The sequence below is a fragment of the Amycolatopsis sp. NPDC114484 genome (assembly GCF_055633755.1).
Genome location: NZ_JBVKDQ010000010.1, coordinates 1 through 14,633, shown reverse-complemented (window position 1 = coordinate 14,633; position 14,633 = coordinate 1). Strand labels below are relative to the sequence as shown.

Annotated in this window: 13 protein-coding genes; 7 read left to right on the top strand and 6 right to left on the bottom strand. The window is 67.9% G+C overall.

Translation table 11 applies throughout. The features are described 5' to 3' along the window. Window positions 1-173: 173 nt before the first annotated feature. Window positions 174-497 carry a WhiB family transcriptional regulator gene (locus tag ACZ7SW_RS23925; protein WP_037355639.1) on the bottom strand — a complete coding sequence of 108 codons (324 nt, stop codon included), beginning with the start codon at window positions 495-497 and terminating at the stop codon, window positions 174-176. A gap of 223 nt (window positions 498-720) precedes the next feature. Between ACZ7SW_RS23925 and ACZ7SW_RS23920 the strand changes: the two genes are divergently transcribed. Next, entirely contained in the window at window positions 721-1,479 is a 759-nt protein-coding gene (locus tag ACZ7SW_RS23920) for a site-2 protease family protein (RefSeq protein ID WP_470232853.1), read from the top strand. Window positions 1,480-1,483: 4 nt separating this feature from the next. Here the strand turns inward: ACZ7SW_RS23920 and ACZ7SW_RS23915 are convergent, their stop codons facing one another. Genes ACZ7SW_RS23915 through mshB form a run of 3 tightly spaced genes read right to left on the bottom strand, consistent with a single transcriptional unit; the run spans window position 1,484 to window position 3,493 of the window. After that, complete coding sequence (locus ACZ7SW_RS23915; RefSeq protein WP_470232628.1) at window positions 1,484-2,275, bottom strand: hypothetical protein; 792 nt, start codon at window positions 2,273-2,275, stop codon at window positions 1,484-1,486. Next, window positions 2,268-2,669: a hypothetical protein gene (locus ACZ7SW_RS23910; RefSeq protein WP_470232852.1), complete on the bottom strand. Its 402-nt coding sequence runs from the start codon at window positions 2,667-2,669 to the stop codon at window positions 2,268-2,270. Before ACZ7SW_RS23910 ends, ACZ7SW_RS23915 begins: the two co-directional genes overlap by 8 nt. After that, complete coding sequence (gene mshB / locus ACZ7SW_RS23905) at window positions 2,666-3,493, bottom strand: N-acetyl-1-D-myo-inositol-2-amino-2-deoxy-alpha-D-glucopyranoside deacetylase (protein ID WP_470232627.1); 828 nt, start codon at window positions 3,491-3,493, stop codon at window positions 2,666-2,668. The genes ACZ7SW_RS23910 and mshB overlap by 4 nt, the downstream gene beginning before the upstream one ends. A gap of 658 nt (window positions 3,494-4,151) precedes the next feature. On the opposite strand from mshB, the gene ACZ7SW_RS23900 reads away from it, so the two are divergent. The 5 genes from ACZ7SW_RS23900 to ACZ7SW_RS23880 all read left to right on the top strand — a co-directional run bounded on the left by ACZ7SW_RS23900 (window position 4,152) and on the right by ACZ7SW_RS23880 (window position 10,133). After that, window positions 4,152-5,900 carry an ABC transporter family substrate-binding protein gene (locus ACZ7SW_RS23900; RefSeq protein WP_470232626.1) on the top strand — a complete coding sequence of 583 codons (1,749 nt, stop codon included), beginning with the start codon at window positions 4,152-4,154 and terminating at the stop codon, window positions 5,898-5,900. A 187-nt stretch (window positions 5,901-6,087) separates the two neighbouring features. Beyond that, window positions 6,088-7,068 (top strand): ABC transporter permease, encoded by a 981-nt coding sequence (locus tag ACZ7SW_RS23895; protein ID WP_101437801.1) that lies wholly within the window; start codon window positions 6,088-6,090, stop codon window positions 7,066-7,068. Between the two features lie 16 nt (window positions 7,069-7,084). After that, a complete protein-coding gene (locus tag ACZ7SW_RS23890; protein ID WP_470232851.1) occupies window positions 7,085-8,011 on the top strand; it encodes an ABC transporter permease in 927 nt (308 codons plus the stop codon). Continuing rightward, window positions 8,008-9,105 carry an ABC transporter ATP-binding protein gene (locus tag ACZ7SW_RS23885; RefSeq protein ID WP_470232625.1) on the top strand — a complete coding sequence of 366 codons (1,098 nt, stop codon included), beginning with the start codon at window positions 8,008-8,010 and terminating at the stop codon, window positions 9,103-9,105. The genes ACZ7SW_RS23890 and ACZ7SW_RS23885 overlap by 4 nt, the downstream gene beginning before the upstream one ends. Then, window positions 9,102-10,133 (top strand): ABC transporter ATP-binding protein, encoded by a 1,032-nt coding sequence (locus ACZ7SW_RS23880; protein ID WP_470232624.1) that lies wholly within the window; start codon window positions 9,102-9,104, stop codon window positions 10,131-10,133. Before ACZ7SW_RS23885 ends, ACZ7SW_RS23880 begins: the two co-directional genes overlap by 4 nt. 89 nt (window positions 10,134-10,222) lie before the next feature. Here the strand turns inward: ACZ7SW_RS23880 and ACZ7SW_RS23875 are convergent, their stop codons facing one another. Beyond that, window positions 10,223-11,926, bottom strand: a complete 1,704-nt coding sequence (locus tag ACZ7SW_RS23875; RefSeq protein WP_470232850.1) for an ABC transporter family substrate-binding protein — start codon at window positions 11,924-11,926, stop codon at window positions 10,223-10,225. A gap of 242 nt (window positions 11,927-12,168) precedes the next feature. Next, on the bottom strand, window positions 12,169-14,100 hold the full coding sequence (gene typA / locus ACZ7SW_RS23870) for a translational GTPase TypA (RefSeq protein ID WP_470232623.1): 1,932 nt from the start codon (window positions 14,098-14,100) through the stop codon (window positions 12,169-12,171). 220 nt (window positions 14,101-14,320) lie between these two features. On the opposite strand from typA, the gene ACZ7SW_RS23865 reads away from it, so the two are divergent. Beyond that, window positions 14,321-14,479, top strand: coding sequence for a hypothetical protein (locus tag ACZ7SW_RS23865; protein ID WP_470232622.1), 159 nt, complete (start codon window positions 14,321-14,323; stop codon window positions 14,477-14,479). The last annotated feature ends 154 nt before the right edge of the window (window positions 14,480-14,633 follow it).

The window sequence follows — 14,633 nt, the reverse complement described above, 5'->3', positions numbered from 1 at the left end:
TGCCCTCACGGCGACGATGGATCAGGCCGCGCGAATCCGTCGAATGCGCCCGGCGCCACCCCGGCGAGGACTCCCATCCCGCCGCGCCGCACCGGTCGCACCACCGCGTCGCCGCCATGCCGGCGGCGGGGGCGCACCCCCGGTCCGCATGGACCGGGGGAACCGAAACCCGTTTAGACGGCCCGTTTCTTCAGCTTGCGACGTTCCCGTTCGGACAGTCCGCCCCAGATGCCGAAGCGCTCGTCGTGCGCCAGCGCATACTCGAGACAGTCGTCCTTGACCTCGCAGCCAAGGCAAATCCGCTTGGCCTCGCGGGTCGAGCCGCCCTTCTCGGGGAAGAACGCCTCCGGGTCGGTCTGCGCGCACAGGGCGCGCTCCTGCCAGTCCTGCTCCTCGGGGACGTCGAAAAGGTCGGTCAGATCCCCGAGCTGCTGCTCCGGGTTCTCTCCCCAACCCACGACGTGCCCCCATTCCCTGTTGTCCGCTTCCAACCGCACGTCCGCCTCCTCGCTCCTACGCACTCCCCAGGCTGGCGGTGGTGAAACGACACCCGCTGCCCCCTCCGACAGCGAATGACATCACTGTGATTACACCTGTGTAGGTCGGCCAGGTCAAGCCGAGTAGCGAGTTCGGGGGATCTCTGTGCCCGGGTGCGCAAGGGGACACGCCGAAGACTTCACACCGGGCATACGGAAGACTGGTGGGGTGCAGAGATCAGCAGTGCGTCCGAGCCCGATCTTCCTCGGCATCCTCGCCGTCGCCGTCGCCGGTGGTTTCCTGGCTGCATACGGTGATTCCACGACTCTCCGCGGCGCCCGCGACCCGATGTTCATCGCGGGCGTGGTCCTGCTCGTCGCGGGCGGCTGGATGACGTCGCTGACGCTCCACGAGTTCGGGCACGCCTTCGTCGCCTTCCGCGGCGGTGATCACGAGATCGCTCACAAGGGGTACCTCTCGCTGGACGTCCGGCGCTACGCCGACCCCGTCCTGTCCTTCGTGCTGCCGCTGATCTTCTTGCTGATCGGCGGTATCCCGCTGCCGGGCGGCGCGGTGTGGATCAACCGCGGCGCGCTGCGCAACCGCGCGACGGCCTCGTGGACTTCGCTGGCCGGCCCGCTCAGCAACCTCGCCGTCGGAGCCGCGCTGTGCCTGGCGACGATGCTGATCCCGATGGCGGCGGGCCTCTTCTACGCGATGTCGTACCTCGCGCTGCTGCAGATGATGACGTTCCTGATCAACATTCTGCCGGTTCCGGGACTGGACGGCTGGGGCGCGCTGGAGCCGTATCTCTCCCCGCAGGCCCGTGCGTTCGGCGCGCGGGTGCGGCCGTGGGCGCCGCTGGCGCTGTTCGCGCTGTTCTTCCTTTTCAAGCCGGTGTCGAATCTGCTCTGGACGATCGCCGGGGCCATCTACGAACCGCTCGGCGGCAACTCCACCGCGGCGATCGTCGGGCAGACCGCGTTCCTTTTCTGGCAGTGACCGCTCAGGCCCACTGCCGGTGGGCCATGAGCCACGCGTGCGCGCGCTTCCAGACCTTTTTCAGTCCGGAGCGCTCGCCGAGGTAGTCGCCCGCCGCGCCGACCACCGGCAGCATCCCGAGTGCCCGGTGGATCCATCGGCCGCGCGGGCGCTTCTCGAGCTCGCCGGTGATCCCCCACAGCGACTTGCCGAGGTGCCAGAGCGTGCGGGCGACGGCTTTCGCAGTCACCTTGCCGTGTTTGCGATGGGATTCGTCGAGTTCCTCGGTGAGCCGCGCGGTCTCACTGTCCTCTGCGGACTCCGCGGACTTGTCGCGGCTGGCTCCCGCCGCGAGGTCGGCGTCGATGTCGCGTTCGAACAGCACCGCGGCGATGAGCTGGACGCGGCTGCCGACGTCGGTCACGCCGTACTCCCCCGCGATCGCGCACAGCACCAGCCCCTGCGAAGCGGCGCCGAGGGTGTCCTGCACCGGCAGCCGGTCGGCGAGCGCGCCGCCGAGACCGGGGATCGACGTCAGCAACGAGGTGAGCCTGCCGACGCGGTTGACCCACCAGCTCGCGCGCTGATCGATGTCCATCGAGGCCCACGCGGCGGTGCCCGGCACCTTCACCGCCGTCAGCGCGCGAAGCATTTTCTTCTTGAACCCGGCGTCGGCGAATTCGTCCTCGCCGCGACGGGCGCGCGCTTGCAAGCCGAACGGGTCGGCCTCGCGCAGCGCGTCGATCATCGGCGCGCAGGCGCGGACGAACGGACGCAGAATCGCCACGACCTGACGGTCCGAAATGGCCTCAGACACGGACCCCTCCCTTCGCCGCGGCCCGGCCGAGCCCGCCGCCGAGGACCAGGGCAGCGGGCAGTGCGCTCGCACCGAGCAGCAACAGCGCGCGCCAGTCCTGGACGAGCACGACGTCGCCGCCCGGGCCGAACAGGCCGACCCCGAACACGACGAGTACCCACACCAGCAACGGCACGAACGACAGCCCGGGCCGGACGAGCTTCGCCGCGGTCAGCACGAGCCACGGCGTGGTGACCGCTCCGACCACCGCCATGATCGGCATCGGCACCTCGCCGAGCGGGCCGAGCCGCAGCGGGAGGAAGAACAGTTCGAGCAGCGCCAGCACGACCGCGTCGAACGCCAGCAGCACCAGCATCAGCCGCTGGTCGCGGGTGAGCGGAGCAGACACCGTCACCACCCGCCGAACAGATCGGTCTCGGCGCCGTGCGCGTCGCCGTGGGCGAGCACGAAGTACTCGGCGGACGGGATCGGCTGCGCGATGCTGTTGGTGAGCGCGAAGTGCGCGACCGCGCCGTCGACCACGGTCAGCTGGGTTTCGTGCGCGCGCAGTGCCGCCAGCTTCGCCTGCCGGTGCGCGGAGATGTCGACCACGGTGGTGATCTTGCCGTCCGGAGTGGACGGAAGCTCGCCGTCGGCGGCCACCCGGAACGGTGAGGTTCCGTCGGCGCGCAGTTCGGCGAGCCCGGCAGTGAGCGCCGACTCGGACTGGACCACGTGAAAAACCCGCTCGACCGACGGGGCGTCCGGCGCCGCGGCCATGGTGATCTCGTGCGCGCGGATGTGGTCGGGGTGGCCGTAGCCGCCGAAGGAGTCATAGGTGACGACCACCTGCGGGGCGAAGTCGTCGATGAGTTCGCGCAGCTGACTGGCCTGCTCCACGGCCGAACCGCCGGTGAACGCCCGCGGATGCTCGGCGGCGGGCGTGCCCGCCATGCCCGAATCGCGCCACCGGCCGATGCCGCCGAGGTACTCGTGCCGGGCGAGGCCGAGCGCGGCGGCCGCGGCGGCCATTTCCCCGGACCGGTACCCGCCGAGCTGGTCGGCCTCCGCCGCGACGAGGCGCGCGAGCCGCGGCGGGACGATTTCGCCCTCTTCGCCGAGCGTGCAGGTCACGACGCACACCTCGGCGCCTTCGGCCGCGTACCGCGCGATGACCCCGCCGGTGGCGATGCTTTCGTCGTCCGGGTGCGCGTGGACCAGCAGCAGCTTCCGCTTCACGCCCTCAGGTTAATGACCATCGCGCCCGGTCCCGGGACGCCGACCCCCGGCGCGGCGTTCCGGGACCGGGCAACAGCAGCGTGCACGGGAAAATGCATTGGCATCCCACTAAGTCGGACCAGCGTCCCGGACCGTGGGCGTTCCCTTCCGCGGAACGTTCCGCGGTTCGGAATGCGCGGGCAAGGACGCAAGATGCTCGGAACACCCACCGAGTACCCGCCTCCGGCCGGACAGTCCTGCCCGCGCCCGGCGGCGGGCGCATTGTTTCGCTTCACGAGATCGGACCAATTTCTTGTCACTTCGGGTTCGTCGCGACCGTGTGACTACTCCATTAGCTGGGGTACCGCACACGAAACGGGGCGGTTATTGTCCGCCGGGCCGATCGGCCCACTGGACCGAACTGCCACCCGAACTGGTGCCGAATTTCTATGATCAACTACTAACCGTAGTCGATCAACCGCAGAAACCACGGTGCAACCAGGGGGTGCGAGATATCTGTTCCGCAACGATCTCACTGAGAGTGTCCGGATCGATAGGTTTGCCGTCTGTCCAATGCCTAAGTTTCACGGCTACGGTGAGCAACGCGATACCGATCGGTGCTTGCGCGTCAGGAAGAGCCGCCTCGCAAAACCGCGACGGCGTCGAGCAAGGAGAATGAATGTTAGTGACGACTAGGTCGCGCGCCGCCAAACTCGGCGCGTTCGTCGCGGGCGCGGCCCTTCTGCTCTCCGCATGCGGTGGTGGCGGAGGCGGCAACAGCGCGGTGCAGACCGGGCAGGCATTCGCCGACTGCGACAAGAACCCGAACAGCTGCAACACGGCGCAGGCCGATCAGCTGACCCAGGGCGGCGACGTCACCTACGCCATCGAGAAGAACGTCCCGAACTGGAACGTCATCTCGGCCGAGGGCAACGTCTTCGAAACCGGCGAGGTCACCAAGGGCCTGCTGCCCTACACCTTCTACGCGACGCCCGACCTCAAGCCGGTCCTGAACAAGGACTTCGTCGAGTCGGCCGACGTCACGAGCACCAGCCCGCAGACGGTGGTCTACAAGCTCAACCCGAAGGCGAGCTGGTCGGACGGCACGCCGTTCTCCGCCGACGACTTCATCTACAACTACAAGGTCCAGAACGGCAAGGACTGCGCCGACTGCGCCGCGGCCAGCACCGCGGGCTACGACCAGGTCAAGTCGGTCACCGGTTCCGACGGCGGCAAGACCGTGACGGTCGTGTTCGACAAGCCGTTCACCGACTGGAAGCTGCTCTGGAGCTCCGGCGGCGCGATGTACCCGGCGCACCTGGCCAAGCAGCACGGCGACACCAACACCCCGGCCGGCCTCGCGTCGTCCTTCAAGTGGTTCGGCACGACCGTCCCGACCTGGTCCGGCGGCCCGTGGAAGATCTCGAAGTTCGTCAACAACCAGTCGGTCACCGAGGTCCCGAACGAGAAGTACTGGGGCGCGAAGCCGAAGCTGAACAGCGTCATCTTCCGTGTCATCACCGACGCGACGCAGGAGCCGACCGCACTGCAGAACAACGAGGTGCAGGTCATCTACCCGCAGCCGCAGGTCGACCTGATCAACCAGGTCAAGAACATGCCGAACATCTCCTCGTTCATCGGCCTCGGCCTGACCTGGGAGCACTTCGACTTCAACCTGAAGAACCCGGCGCTGTCCCAGAAGCCGCTGCGCCAGGCGCTGTTCACCGCGATCAACCGCAAGGACATGATCGCCAAGACCGTCGGCCAGTTCACCAACAAGGTCGAGCCGCTCAACAACCACAACTTCGTGCCGCAGCAGACCGGCTACAAGGACACGGTGAGCTCGACCGGCCAGGGTTCCGGTGACATCGAGAAGGCCAAGAAGATCCTGACCGACGCCGGTTACAAGCTGAACAACAACCAGCTGTCGGACCCGAGCGGCAAGGCCATCCCCGAGCTGCGCATCCGCTACACCGTCGGCAACCAGATCCGCCAGAACGAGTGCGAGCTGTTCGCGCAGACCGCGGCCCAGCTGGGCGTCAAGGTGAAGGTCCAGTCCACCGACGACCTCGGCCAGACCACCACCAGCGGCGACTACGACGTCATCGTGTTCGCCTGGGTCGCCTCGCCGTTCCCGTTCGGCGGTGCCATCCAGAACTGGGGCACCGGGCAGGGCAACAACTACGGCAAGTACAGCAGCCCGCAGGTCGACAGCCTGATGGCGCAGGCCAACGCCGAGACCGACCAGACCAAGGCGGCGGACCTGCTCAACCAGGCCGACCAGGTCATGTCGAGCGACGCGTACGTGCTTCCGCTGTACCAGAAGCCGACCTTCATCGCCTCGTCGGACAAGATCGCGAACATCCGCAACAACTCGACCCTCGACGGGCCGGTGTACAACATGGCGGAGTGGGGCATCCGGAAGTGATCAACGACCGGTAGATTCCCGCGGGACACCCGGTGAGGGGCCGGCCGAGATGCCGGCCCCTCACCGTATCCGCGAACGATTGCCCTTTTAGTTCCCGAACACCACGATTGCCCCGTTTCGTCGCCAAGGCCCTGCCACCACGAGCGGCGGGCGCCGGCAGAACACCGTCCAGAGCAGGAAGACCTCCATGCTTGCCTTCGCACTGCGCCGGCTTTTCGTCTCGGTGCCGATCCTCATCGTGTCGACGTTCGTCGTCTTCGTGATGGTGTCGCTTTCGGCCAACCCGTTGACCCCGCTGATCGCGAGAAACCCGCCGCCGCCCCCTCGCACCATCGAGCTCGAACGCATCCGGCTGCATCTCGACCAGCCGATTCTCGAGCGATACTGGCACTGGATCACCGGCGTGCTGCACGGTGATTTCGGCCCCTCGGTCCAGTCGACCATGAACATCGGCAGCGAGGTGTTCGGCCGGTTCGGCGTGACGCTGCGGCTGATCGTGCTCGCCATGGTGGTGGCGCTGATCCTCGCCGTGCTGATCGGCGTGATCAGCGCGTCGCGGCAGTACTCGAAGTTCGACTACACCGCGACCTTCTTCGGCTTCCTCTTCCTGTCGATGCCGTCGTTCTGGTTCGCGCTGGTGCTGAAGCAGATCGGCATCTCGATCAACACGACGGTCGGCGACCAGGTCTTCTACACCATCGGTTCCTCTTCGGTGGTCGCCGCGGGCGGGTTCTGGACCCAGTTCGGCGACGTGCTCGGCCACCTGATCCTGCCGACGATCTCGCTCGCGCTGACCAGTTACGCGGCCTGGAGCCGCTACCAGCGCGCGTCGATGCTCGAGGTGCTCAACAGCGATTACGTCCGTCTCGCGAGGGCCAAGGGCCTGCCGCGCTGGACGGTGACGCGCAAGCACGCGCTGCGCAACGCGCTGATCCCGCTGACCACGGTGACCGCACTCGACATCGGCTCGATCCTCGGCGGTGCCGTGGTGACCGAGACCGTGTTCCAATGGCAGGGCGCGGGCGCTTTCCTGCTGGACGCGATCAAACGAAGCGACGTGTACGCGGTGGAGGCGTGGCTCCTCATCGCGGCCACGTTCATCATCCTGCTCAACCTGATCGCCGACCTGCTCTACGGCCTGCTCGACCCGAGGATCCGCTATGCCTGACGAATCGATTCCCGACATGCCGACCGGCTCGGATTCCCGCCTGCAGGTCGCGACCACCCCGGAAGCCGGGCCGGAACGCGAGTTCACGGTCAAGGAGCGCAGCCAGGCGCAGCTGGTCTTCCGGCGGTTCCTGCAGCACCGGCTCGCGATGATCAGCCTCGTCGTGTTCGTGCTGATCATTCTGTTCGCCTACCTCGGCGCGGCGATCTGGAAGTACGACGCGGGCGCCATCACCGACCAGAACTCGGCCCCGCCCTCGGGCGACCACCCGTTCGGCACCGACGCGGTCGGCCACGACACCCTCGCGCAGGTGATGCGCGGGACGCAGATCTCGCTGCAGATCTCGATCCTCGTCGCGATCTTCGCGACCGTCGTGGGCACCGTATGGGGCGCGATCGCCGGGTACTACCGAGGCTGGCTCGACACCATCCTGATGCGCATCGCCGACCTCGTGCTCACGCTGCCGCTGCTCGCGGTGGCCGCGGTGCTCGGCCACCAGTCCGGCGGCTCGTGGTGGCTGATCGCGGTCGTCATCGGCGGCCTCTACTGGGCGTACGTGTCCCGGGTGGCCCGCGGTGTCGTGCTTTCCTTGCGCGAGAAGGAGTTCGTGGAGGCGTCGAAGGCGCTCGGTGCGAGCGACGCGCGGATCATCTTCCGGCATCTGGTGCCGAACGCGCTGGGCGCGATCATCGTCAACCTGACGATCCTCGTGTCGATCGCCATCCTGCTCGAGACGGCGCTGTCGTTCCTCGGCTTCGGCGTGCAGCCGCCGGACACCTCGCTCGGCCTTCTGGTGAGCAGCGCGCAGACCGCGATCGACACGCGGCCGTGGCTGTTCTACTTCCCGGGCATTTTCATCATCCTGATCGCGCTGACGATCAACTTCATCGGGGACGGCCTGCGGGACGCGTTCGACCCCCAGCAGACGAAGGTGCGCGCATGACCCAGAACGTCTCCGACGGACGCGGCGGCGATCCCGTCCTCGTCGTTGAGGACCTGACCGTGCAGTTCCCGAGCGGCGAGGGCGTGGTCAGCGCCGTGCGCGGCGTGAACTACCAGCTTCGCCGCGGCGAGGTGCTCGGCATCGTCGGCGAATCCGGCTCCGGAAAATCGGTGACCTCGCTCGCGGTGATGGGCCTGCTGCCGAAGACCGCGAAGGTGTCCGGCTCGATCCGGTTCGGCGGGAAAGACCTGCTGAAGTGCAGAGAGAAGGAACTGAACAAGGTCCGCGGCAAGGGCATCGCGATGGTCTTCCAGGACCCGATGACCTCGCTGAACCCGGTGTACACCGTGGGCGACCAGATCGCCGAGGCGATCACCGCGCACCACAACGTGCGCAAGGACGTCGCGAAGAAGCAGGCGATCGAACTGCTCGACCTGGTCCGCATCCCGAACCCGAAGCAGCGCGCGGACGAGTACCCGCACCAGCTGTCCGGCGGCATGCGCCAGCGCGTCGTGATCGCGATCGCGATGGCCAACAACCCGGACGTGATCATCGCGGACGAGCCGACCACCGCGCTCGACGTGACGGTGCAGGCGCAGATCCTCGAGGCGCTGCAGGCCGCGCAGAAGGAAACCGGCGCGGCGATGGTGCTGATCACGCACGACCTCGGCGTGATCGCCGGCCAGGCGGACCGGGTGCACGTGATGTACGCGGGCAAGGTCGTCGAGTCCGGCACGGTCGACGACATCTTCTACCACCCGCGGATGCCCTACACGCTGGGCCTGCTCGGCAGCCTGCCGCGGCTGGACGTGAAGACCGAACGGCTCACGCCGATCACCGGTTCGCCGCCCGCCACGCAGAACATGCCGCCGGGCTGCCCGTTCAGCCCGCGCTGCCCGCTGTCGCAGCCGATCTGCGACGAGGAGGAGCCGATGCTGATCGCCGGACCCAACGGCCAGCACGCGGCCTGCCACTTCACCGAACAGGTCGTCGGGAAGGACCCGGCGGAGCTGTTCAGCACCACCGCGGCCGACACGGCAGCCGTCCCGGTCGCCGTCGACGCGATCGCGACCGACACGGAGACGAACCGATGAGCGAGGCCACGGCGGGAACGACGCCCGTCCTCTCGGCGCAGAACCTGGTCAAGCACTTCCCGATCCGCGGCGGCGGCCTGATCCGCCGCGTGTCGGGCGCGGTGCAGGCGGTGTCGGACGTGTCGTTCGACATTTACCCGAACGAGACGCTGGCGCTCGTCGGCGAATCCGGCTGCGGCAAGTCGACCACCGCGCGGGTGGCCCTGGCGCTGCAGCCGCTCACCAGCGGCAAGGTGACCTACGAGGGCCAGGATCTCGCGAAAATGGGCAAGCGCGAACTGCAGCGGCTGCGGCGCAGCATGCAGATCGTGTTCCAGGACCCGTACGCCTCGGTCGACCCCCGGCTGCCGGTGAACGAGATCATCGCCGAACCGCTGCGCATCCACGGGCTGTACGACAACGGCGGCAAGCAGCAGGTCCGCGACCTGATGAAGGTCGTCGGCCTGCGGCCCGAGCACGGCAACCGCTTCCCGCACGAGTTCTCCGGCGGTCAGCGGCAGCGCATCGGCATCGCCCGTGCGCTCGCGTTGCGGCCGAAGGTGCTGGTGCTGGACGAGCCGGTGTCCGCGCTGGACGTGTCGATCCAGGCCGGTGTGCTCAACCTGCTGAAGGACCTGCAGGCGGAGTTCGGGCTGTCGTACCTGTTCGTGTCGCACGACCTTTCGGTGGTGCGGCACGTGGCGGACCGGATCGCGGTGATGTACCTCGGCAAGATCGTGGAGACCGCGCCGTCGGAGGAGCTGTTCGAGACTCCGGCGCATCCGTACACGCAGGCGTTGATCTCGGCGATCCCGGTGCCGGATCCGCGCAAGGAGCGGACGCGGCAGCGGATCGTGATCACCGGTGACGTGCCCAGCCCGGCCAACCCGCCGTCGGGCTGCCGGTTCCGGACCCGGTGCCCGAAGTTCGCGAACCAGCTGGACGACGCCGGTCGCGAGAAGTGCAAGACGGAGGAGCCCGCTTTGGTGGACCGCGGGCACGCGCACCCGGTGGCATGCCACTTCGCGGAAAGCCTGCAGCTGATCTGACGCCTTAACGAAAAGGTCCGTGAGGGGAACCCTGAGGGAATCAGATTCCGTCAGGGTTCCCCTCACGGACGTCTACCACGGTGGCGGGATCAGGTCGCGCCGCGAGTCCAGTTCACTGCCGAGCCGAACGGGCCTTGCGTGGGCGGGCCGGGCGTCAGGCCGGAGATTCCCTTGCCCACAGCCAAAGTTTCGGCTTCCTGGAACAGCGGGATCACGACGTTCTGGGACCACAGTTGCGGTTCCAGCGTTTTGAGCGAGTCGGTGACGGTCGCCGAGCCGGTGAGGGCCGAGTCGATCGTCGCTTGCAGGCCTTGGTCGCACAGGCCCGCGGAATTGGCTGGCACCACGGGTTTTGTTTTGTCAGCGGGCGTGGGTTCGGGCGCGCAGCCGTAGCTGGACGCCAGGACCGTCGCCGGATCACCGCCGACCGGTTGGCCTACTACCGCGATGTCGACGCCCACGGTGCTGTTCGAGTCCGGGCTCGCCTGCTGTTTCCCGTTCACCACCGGCATCGCCAGCAACGACGAGTACAGGTCGCGCGACTGCGGTTTGATTCGGTTGACCTCGATGCCGCCCGCGACGAGTTCGGAGGAAAGTTCCTTCGCGATCGAGGCGTACGGTTCCTGTTCGCCGGGCGACGCGAGCACGATCGACAGCGTCTTGTTTCCCTTGCGCCACACGCCAGCTTCTTTCTTGTACCCAGCGGCGGTGAAGTACTGCTCAGCCTTGGTCGCGTCCGGGGCCGACGGCGGACCAGCCGGAATGGTTGCCGCGTAACCCTTCGCCGACGGCGGCAGGACCTGTGCGTCCGCCTTCAACGTCGCGGACGGGCCGCCCTTCGCCCCGGCGGAGATCAGCTTTCCGCGGTCCAGCAGCGAGGCAATGCCCGCGCGAACCTGGGGTTCGGACAACGTCGCACTGACCGGGCGCAGCAGTACGGACGCGGTCAGCGGGCGGGGCACCGTGTGCAACTGGACGGCCGAGCCCAGGTCGTTCAGCAGCTGCAGGCCGGTGGAATCGGTGTGGGTCAAGGAGAATTGGTCGTTGCCGCTGCGCAGTGCGGTCGCGATGCCGGACGCGTCGGAGCGGCGCAGGATCAGCGTGTCGACCGCGGCCGGCTTCTCCCAGTACCGGTCGTTGCGCTGGAGGGTCGCTTCGCCGCGGGCGGTGTCGATCGTCTTGATCGCGAACGGTCCGGCCACCGCGGGGAAGCTCGTCGCGAGTGCGTTCGTCCAGCCGCCGGGCGAGTCCTTGAGCAGGTGCTGCGGCAGCAGATTGTCGAACAGCGTCTGCCAGGCCGGATACGGTTTGCTGAAGGTGACCTCGACGCCCTTGCCGCCGTCGCGGGATTCGATGTCCGAGATCAGCCGGTAGCCGGCCGGGTCGATCACGCCGGGGTTCGTCTTCATCGCGTTGGCGAGGTAGATGAAGTCCTCGGTGGCGATCGGGGCCCCGTCGGACCACGAGGCGTCCGGGCGGATCACGTACTTCACCGTGAAGGGCACCTGCGAGACGATCTCGGCCGAGACCATCAGCGTCTTGTCGAGCGTGCGCGTGCCGTCGTCGGACTGCCGGAACACCGACGGCAGCAGCAGTTGCGACAGCGCCGTGGTGATCGTCGACGAGTCCGCGATGCTGTGCGGGTTGTAGCCGCCGACCACGTCGTCCACGCCGACCACGATCTGCGACTGCGCCGCCGCGCTGGTCGTGCTCGACGGCGGGGCCGACGTGACCACCGGGGGCGGCGGGGTGTTCGAGCACGCGGCGAGCAATACTCCCGCCAGCGCGAGCACCGGCGCAAGCCGGCGTCCGAATCGCACGCTCGTCCTCCTGAAAGTTCCCGCCGCGCTCCGTGGTCCGAGCGGACATGCTGCCATGCCAGGGCGGGGTCCGGCATCGAGATTCCCACATCGGCCGCCTCTCCGTGACATCGGAGTGGATACCGCCATAAGAGTGGACGCACGAACCGCTGCCGGGGTTCACGCGAAAGGGCGCCTCCCGGAACGGGAGGCGCCCTTTTTCACCTTCGCGAGGCTCAGCTGTTGTTGTCGCGGCTCTTGGCCCGCGAGCGCTCCTTGGCGCGGGTGTTGATGTCGAGCGTGACCTTGCGGACCCGCACGACCTCCGGCGCGACCTCGACGCATTCGTCGCTCGCGCAGAACTCCAGCGCCTCTTCGAGGCTGAGCTTGCGCGGGCGGGCCAGCGTCTCCATCACGTCGGCAGACGACTGCCGCATGTTGGTCAGCTTCTTCTCCTTGGTGATGTTGATGTCGAGGTCCTCGAACCGCGGGTTCTCGCCCACGACCATGCCCTCGTACACCTCCGCGCCGGGCTCGACGAAGAACGTGCCGCGGTCGGCGAGCTGGATCATCGCGTACGCGGTGATCGGGCCGGACCGGTCGGCGACCAAGGAACCGCTGTGCCGGGTGCGGATCTCGCCCGCCCACGGGAAGTAGCCCTCGAACACGTGGTTCGCGATGCCGGTGCCGCGGGTTTCGGTGAGGAAGTCGGTGCGGAAGCCGATCAGGCCGCGCGAGGGCAGCACGTAGACCAGCTTGATCCGGCCGGTGCCGTTGCCGCTCATGTCCTCCATGCGGCCCTTGCGGGACGCGAGCAGCTGCGTGATCGCGCCGAGGTGCTCCTCGGGCGAGTCGATGTACAGCCGCTCGAACGGCTCGTGCAGCTTGCCGTCGATCGTGCGCAGCACCACCTGCGGCTTGCCGACGGTCAGCTCGAAGCCCTCGCGGCGCATCTGCTCGACCAGGATGGCCAGCGCCAGCTCGCCTCGGCCCTGCACCTCCCAGGTGTCCGGGCGCTCGGTCGGCAGGACGCGGATCGAGACGTTGCCGATCAGCTCCTGGTCGAGGCGGGCCTTGACCAGCCGCGCGGTGACCTTGTCGCCGCCGTTGCGCCCGGCCAGCGGCGAGGTGTTGACGCCGATGGTCATCGAGATGGCGGGCTCGTCCACGGTGATCCGCGGCAGCGCGACCGGGTTCTCCGCGTCGGCCAGGGTGTCGCCGATGGTGATGTCCGGGATGCCCGCGATCGCGACCAGTTCGCCGGCGCTGGCCTCGGACGCCGGGACGCGGGTGAGCGCCTCTGTGACGAGCAGCTCCGAGATCCGGACGTTCTGCACGGTGCCGTCCTCGCGCATCCAGGCCACGGTCTGGCCCTTGCGCAGCTTGCCGGCGTGGATGCGGATCAGCGCGATGCGGCCGAGGAAGTTCGACGCGTCGAGGTTGGTGACCAGCGCCTGCAGCGGGGCGTCCAGGTCCGCGGCCGGGGCCGGGACGTGCTGGAGCAGGGTCTCGAACAGCGGGTCGAGGTTTTCGCTGTCGGGAAGGCCGCCGTCCTCGGGCTGCTCCAGCGACGCCTTGCCGGCGCGCGCGGAGGCGTAGACGACGGGCAGGTCGAGGATCGCGTCGAGGTCGGCGTCCTCGATGTCGCCCGCCAGGTCGAGCAGCAGGTCGTGGGTCTCCTCGACGACCTCGGAGATCCGCGCGTCCGGCCGGTCGACCTTGTTGACCAGCAGGATCACCGGCAGCTTCGCCTCGAGCGTCTTGCGCAGCACGAAGCGGGTCTGCGGCAGCGGGCCCTCGCTCGCGTCGACCAGCAGCACGACGCCGTCGACCATGGAGAGGCCGCGCTCGACCTCGCCGCCGAAGTCGGCGTGGCCCGGGGTGTCGATCACGTTGATCGTGACCGAGCCGTCGGCGGTCTGGCGGTGGATCGAGGTGTTCTTCGCGAGAATGGTGATGCCCTTTTCCCGCTCGAGCTCGCCGGAGTCCATCACGCGGTCGACCAGCTCGGCGCGTTCGGCGAAGGCGCCGGACTGGCGGAGCATGGCGTCGACCAGGGTCGTCTTGCCGTGGTCGACGTGGGCGACGATCGCGACGTTGCGCAGGTCGGGCCGGGTCTTGCCGGACGCGCGGCCGGTTTCGACCGCGGTGGCGCTGGCTGCGGGCACGCGAAGACTCCTGAACTCGAAAGAAAGCGGGTGGCGCCGCGCGGCGAAGAAGAGATCACGGGCTCCGGGCACTGAGACCGGCTCTCGCTGACCGGCTTTGGCCACACGCGGACTTCAATCAGGATACCTGTTGGGTTGGCGTGAGGAGCGCCACGCCCTATGATCGGTTAGGCTCACCTAACCTTGTGGGTGTTCTTGACGCCGGTTTGAGGAGTGCGCGGTGGGGAAGAAGCACGCGGATGATCCTCGGGCTGTGGTGCGGAAGTGGATGAAGGCCGGGAAGGTCAAGAAGAAGTGCTGCCGGTCTGCGGATCGGTGCAAGAAGTGTCCGGTTTTGGCGTTGAAGAAGGCTAAGAAGCAGGTGGCTAAGGCTGCTTGAGGTTGCTTGAGGTCCCTGGGGGGTCGGCTCGTCGCCTGGCGGCGACGTTGCGCCTGGGGGTTGCGTGGGGCACCCCGAAGCTGATTGTGATGACGGTCTTGGGGTGCTTGTCAAGGCGGGAAAGATGCCTTGACAAGCACCCCAAGACCGCATT

Bases quoted from the DNA above. Each gene is read 5' to 3' on its own strand.
- ACZ7SW_RS23895 (WP_101437801.1), top strand. From the start codon at position 6,088: ATGCTTGCCTTCGCACTGCGCCGGCTTTTCGTCTCGGTGCCGATCCTC.
- ACZ7SW_RS23880 (WP_470232624.1), top strand. From the start codon at position 9,102: ATGAGCGAGGCCACGGCGGGAACGACGCCCGTCCTCTCGGCGCAGAAC.
- ACZ7SW_RS23900 (WP_470232626.1), top strand. From the start codon at position 4,152: ATGTTAGTGACGACTAGGTCGCGCGCCGCCAAACTCGGCGCGTTCGTC.
- ACZ7SW_RS23890 (WP_470232851.1), top strand. From the start codon at position 7,085: ATGCCGACCGGCTCGGATTCCCGCCTGCAGGTCGCGACCACCCCGGAA.
- ACZ7SW_RS23885 (WP_470232625.1), top strand. From the start codon at position 8,008: ATGACCCAGAACGTCTCCGACGGACGCGGCGGCGATCCCGTCCTCGTC.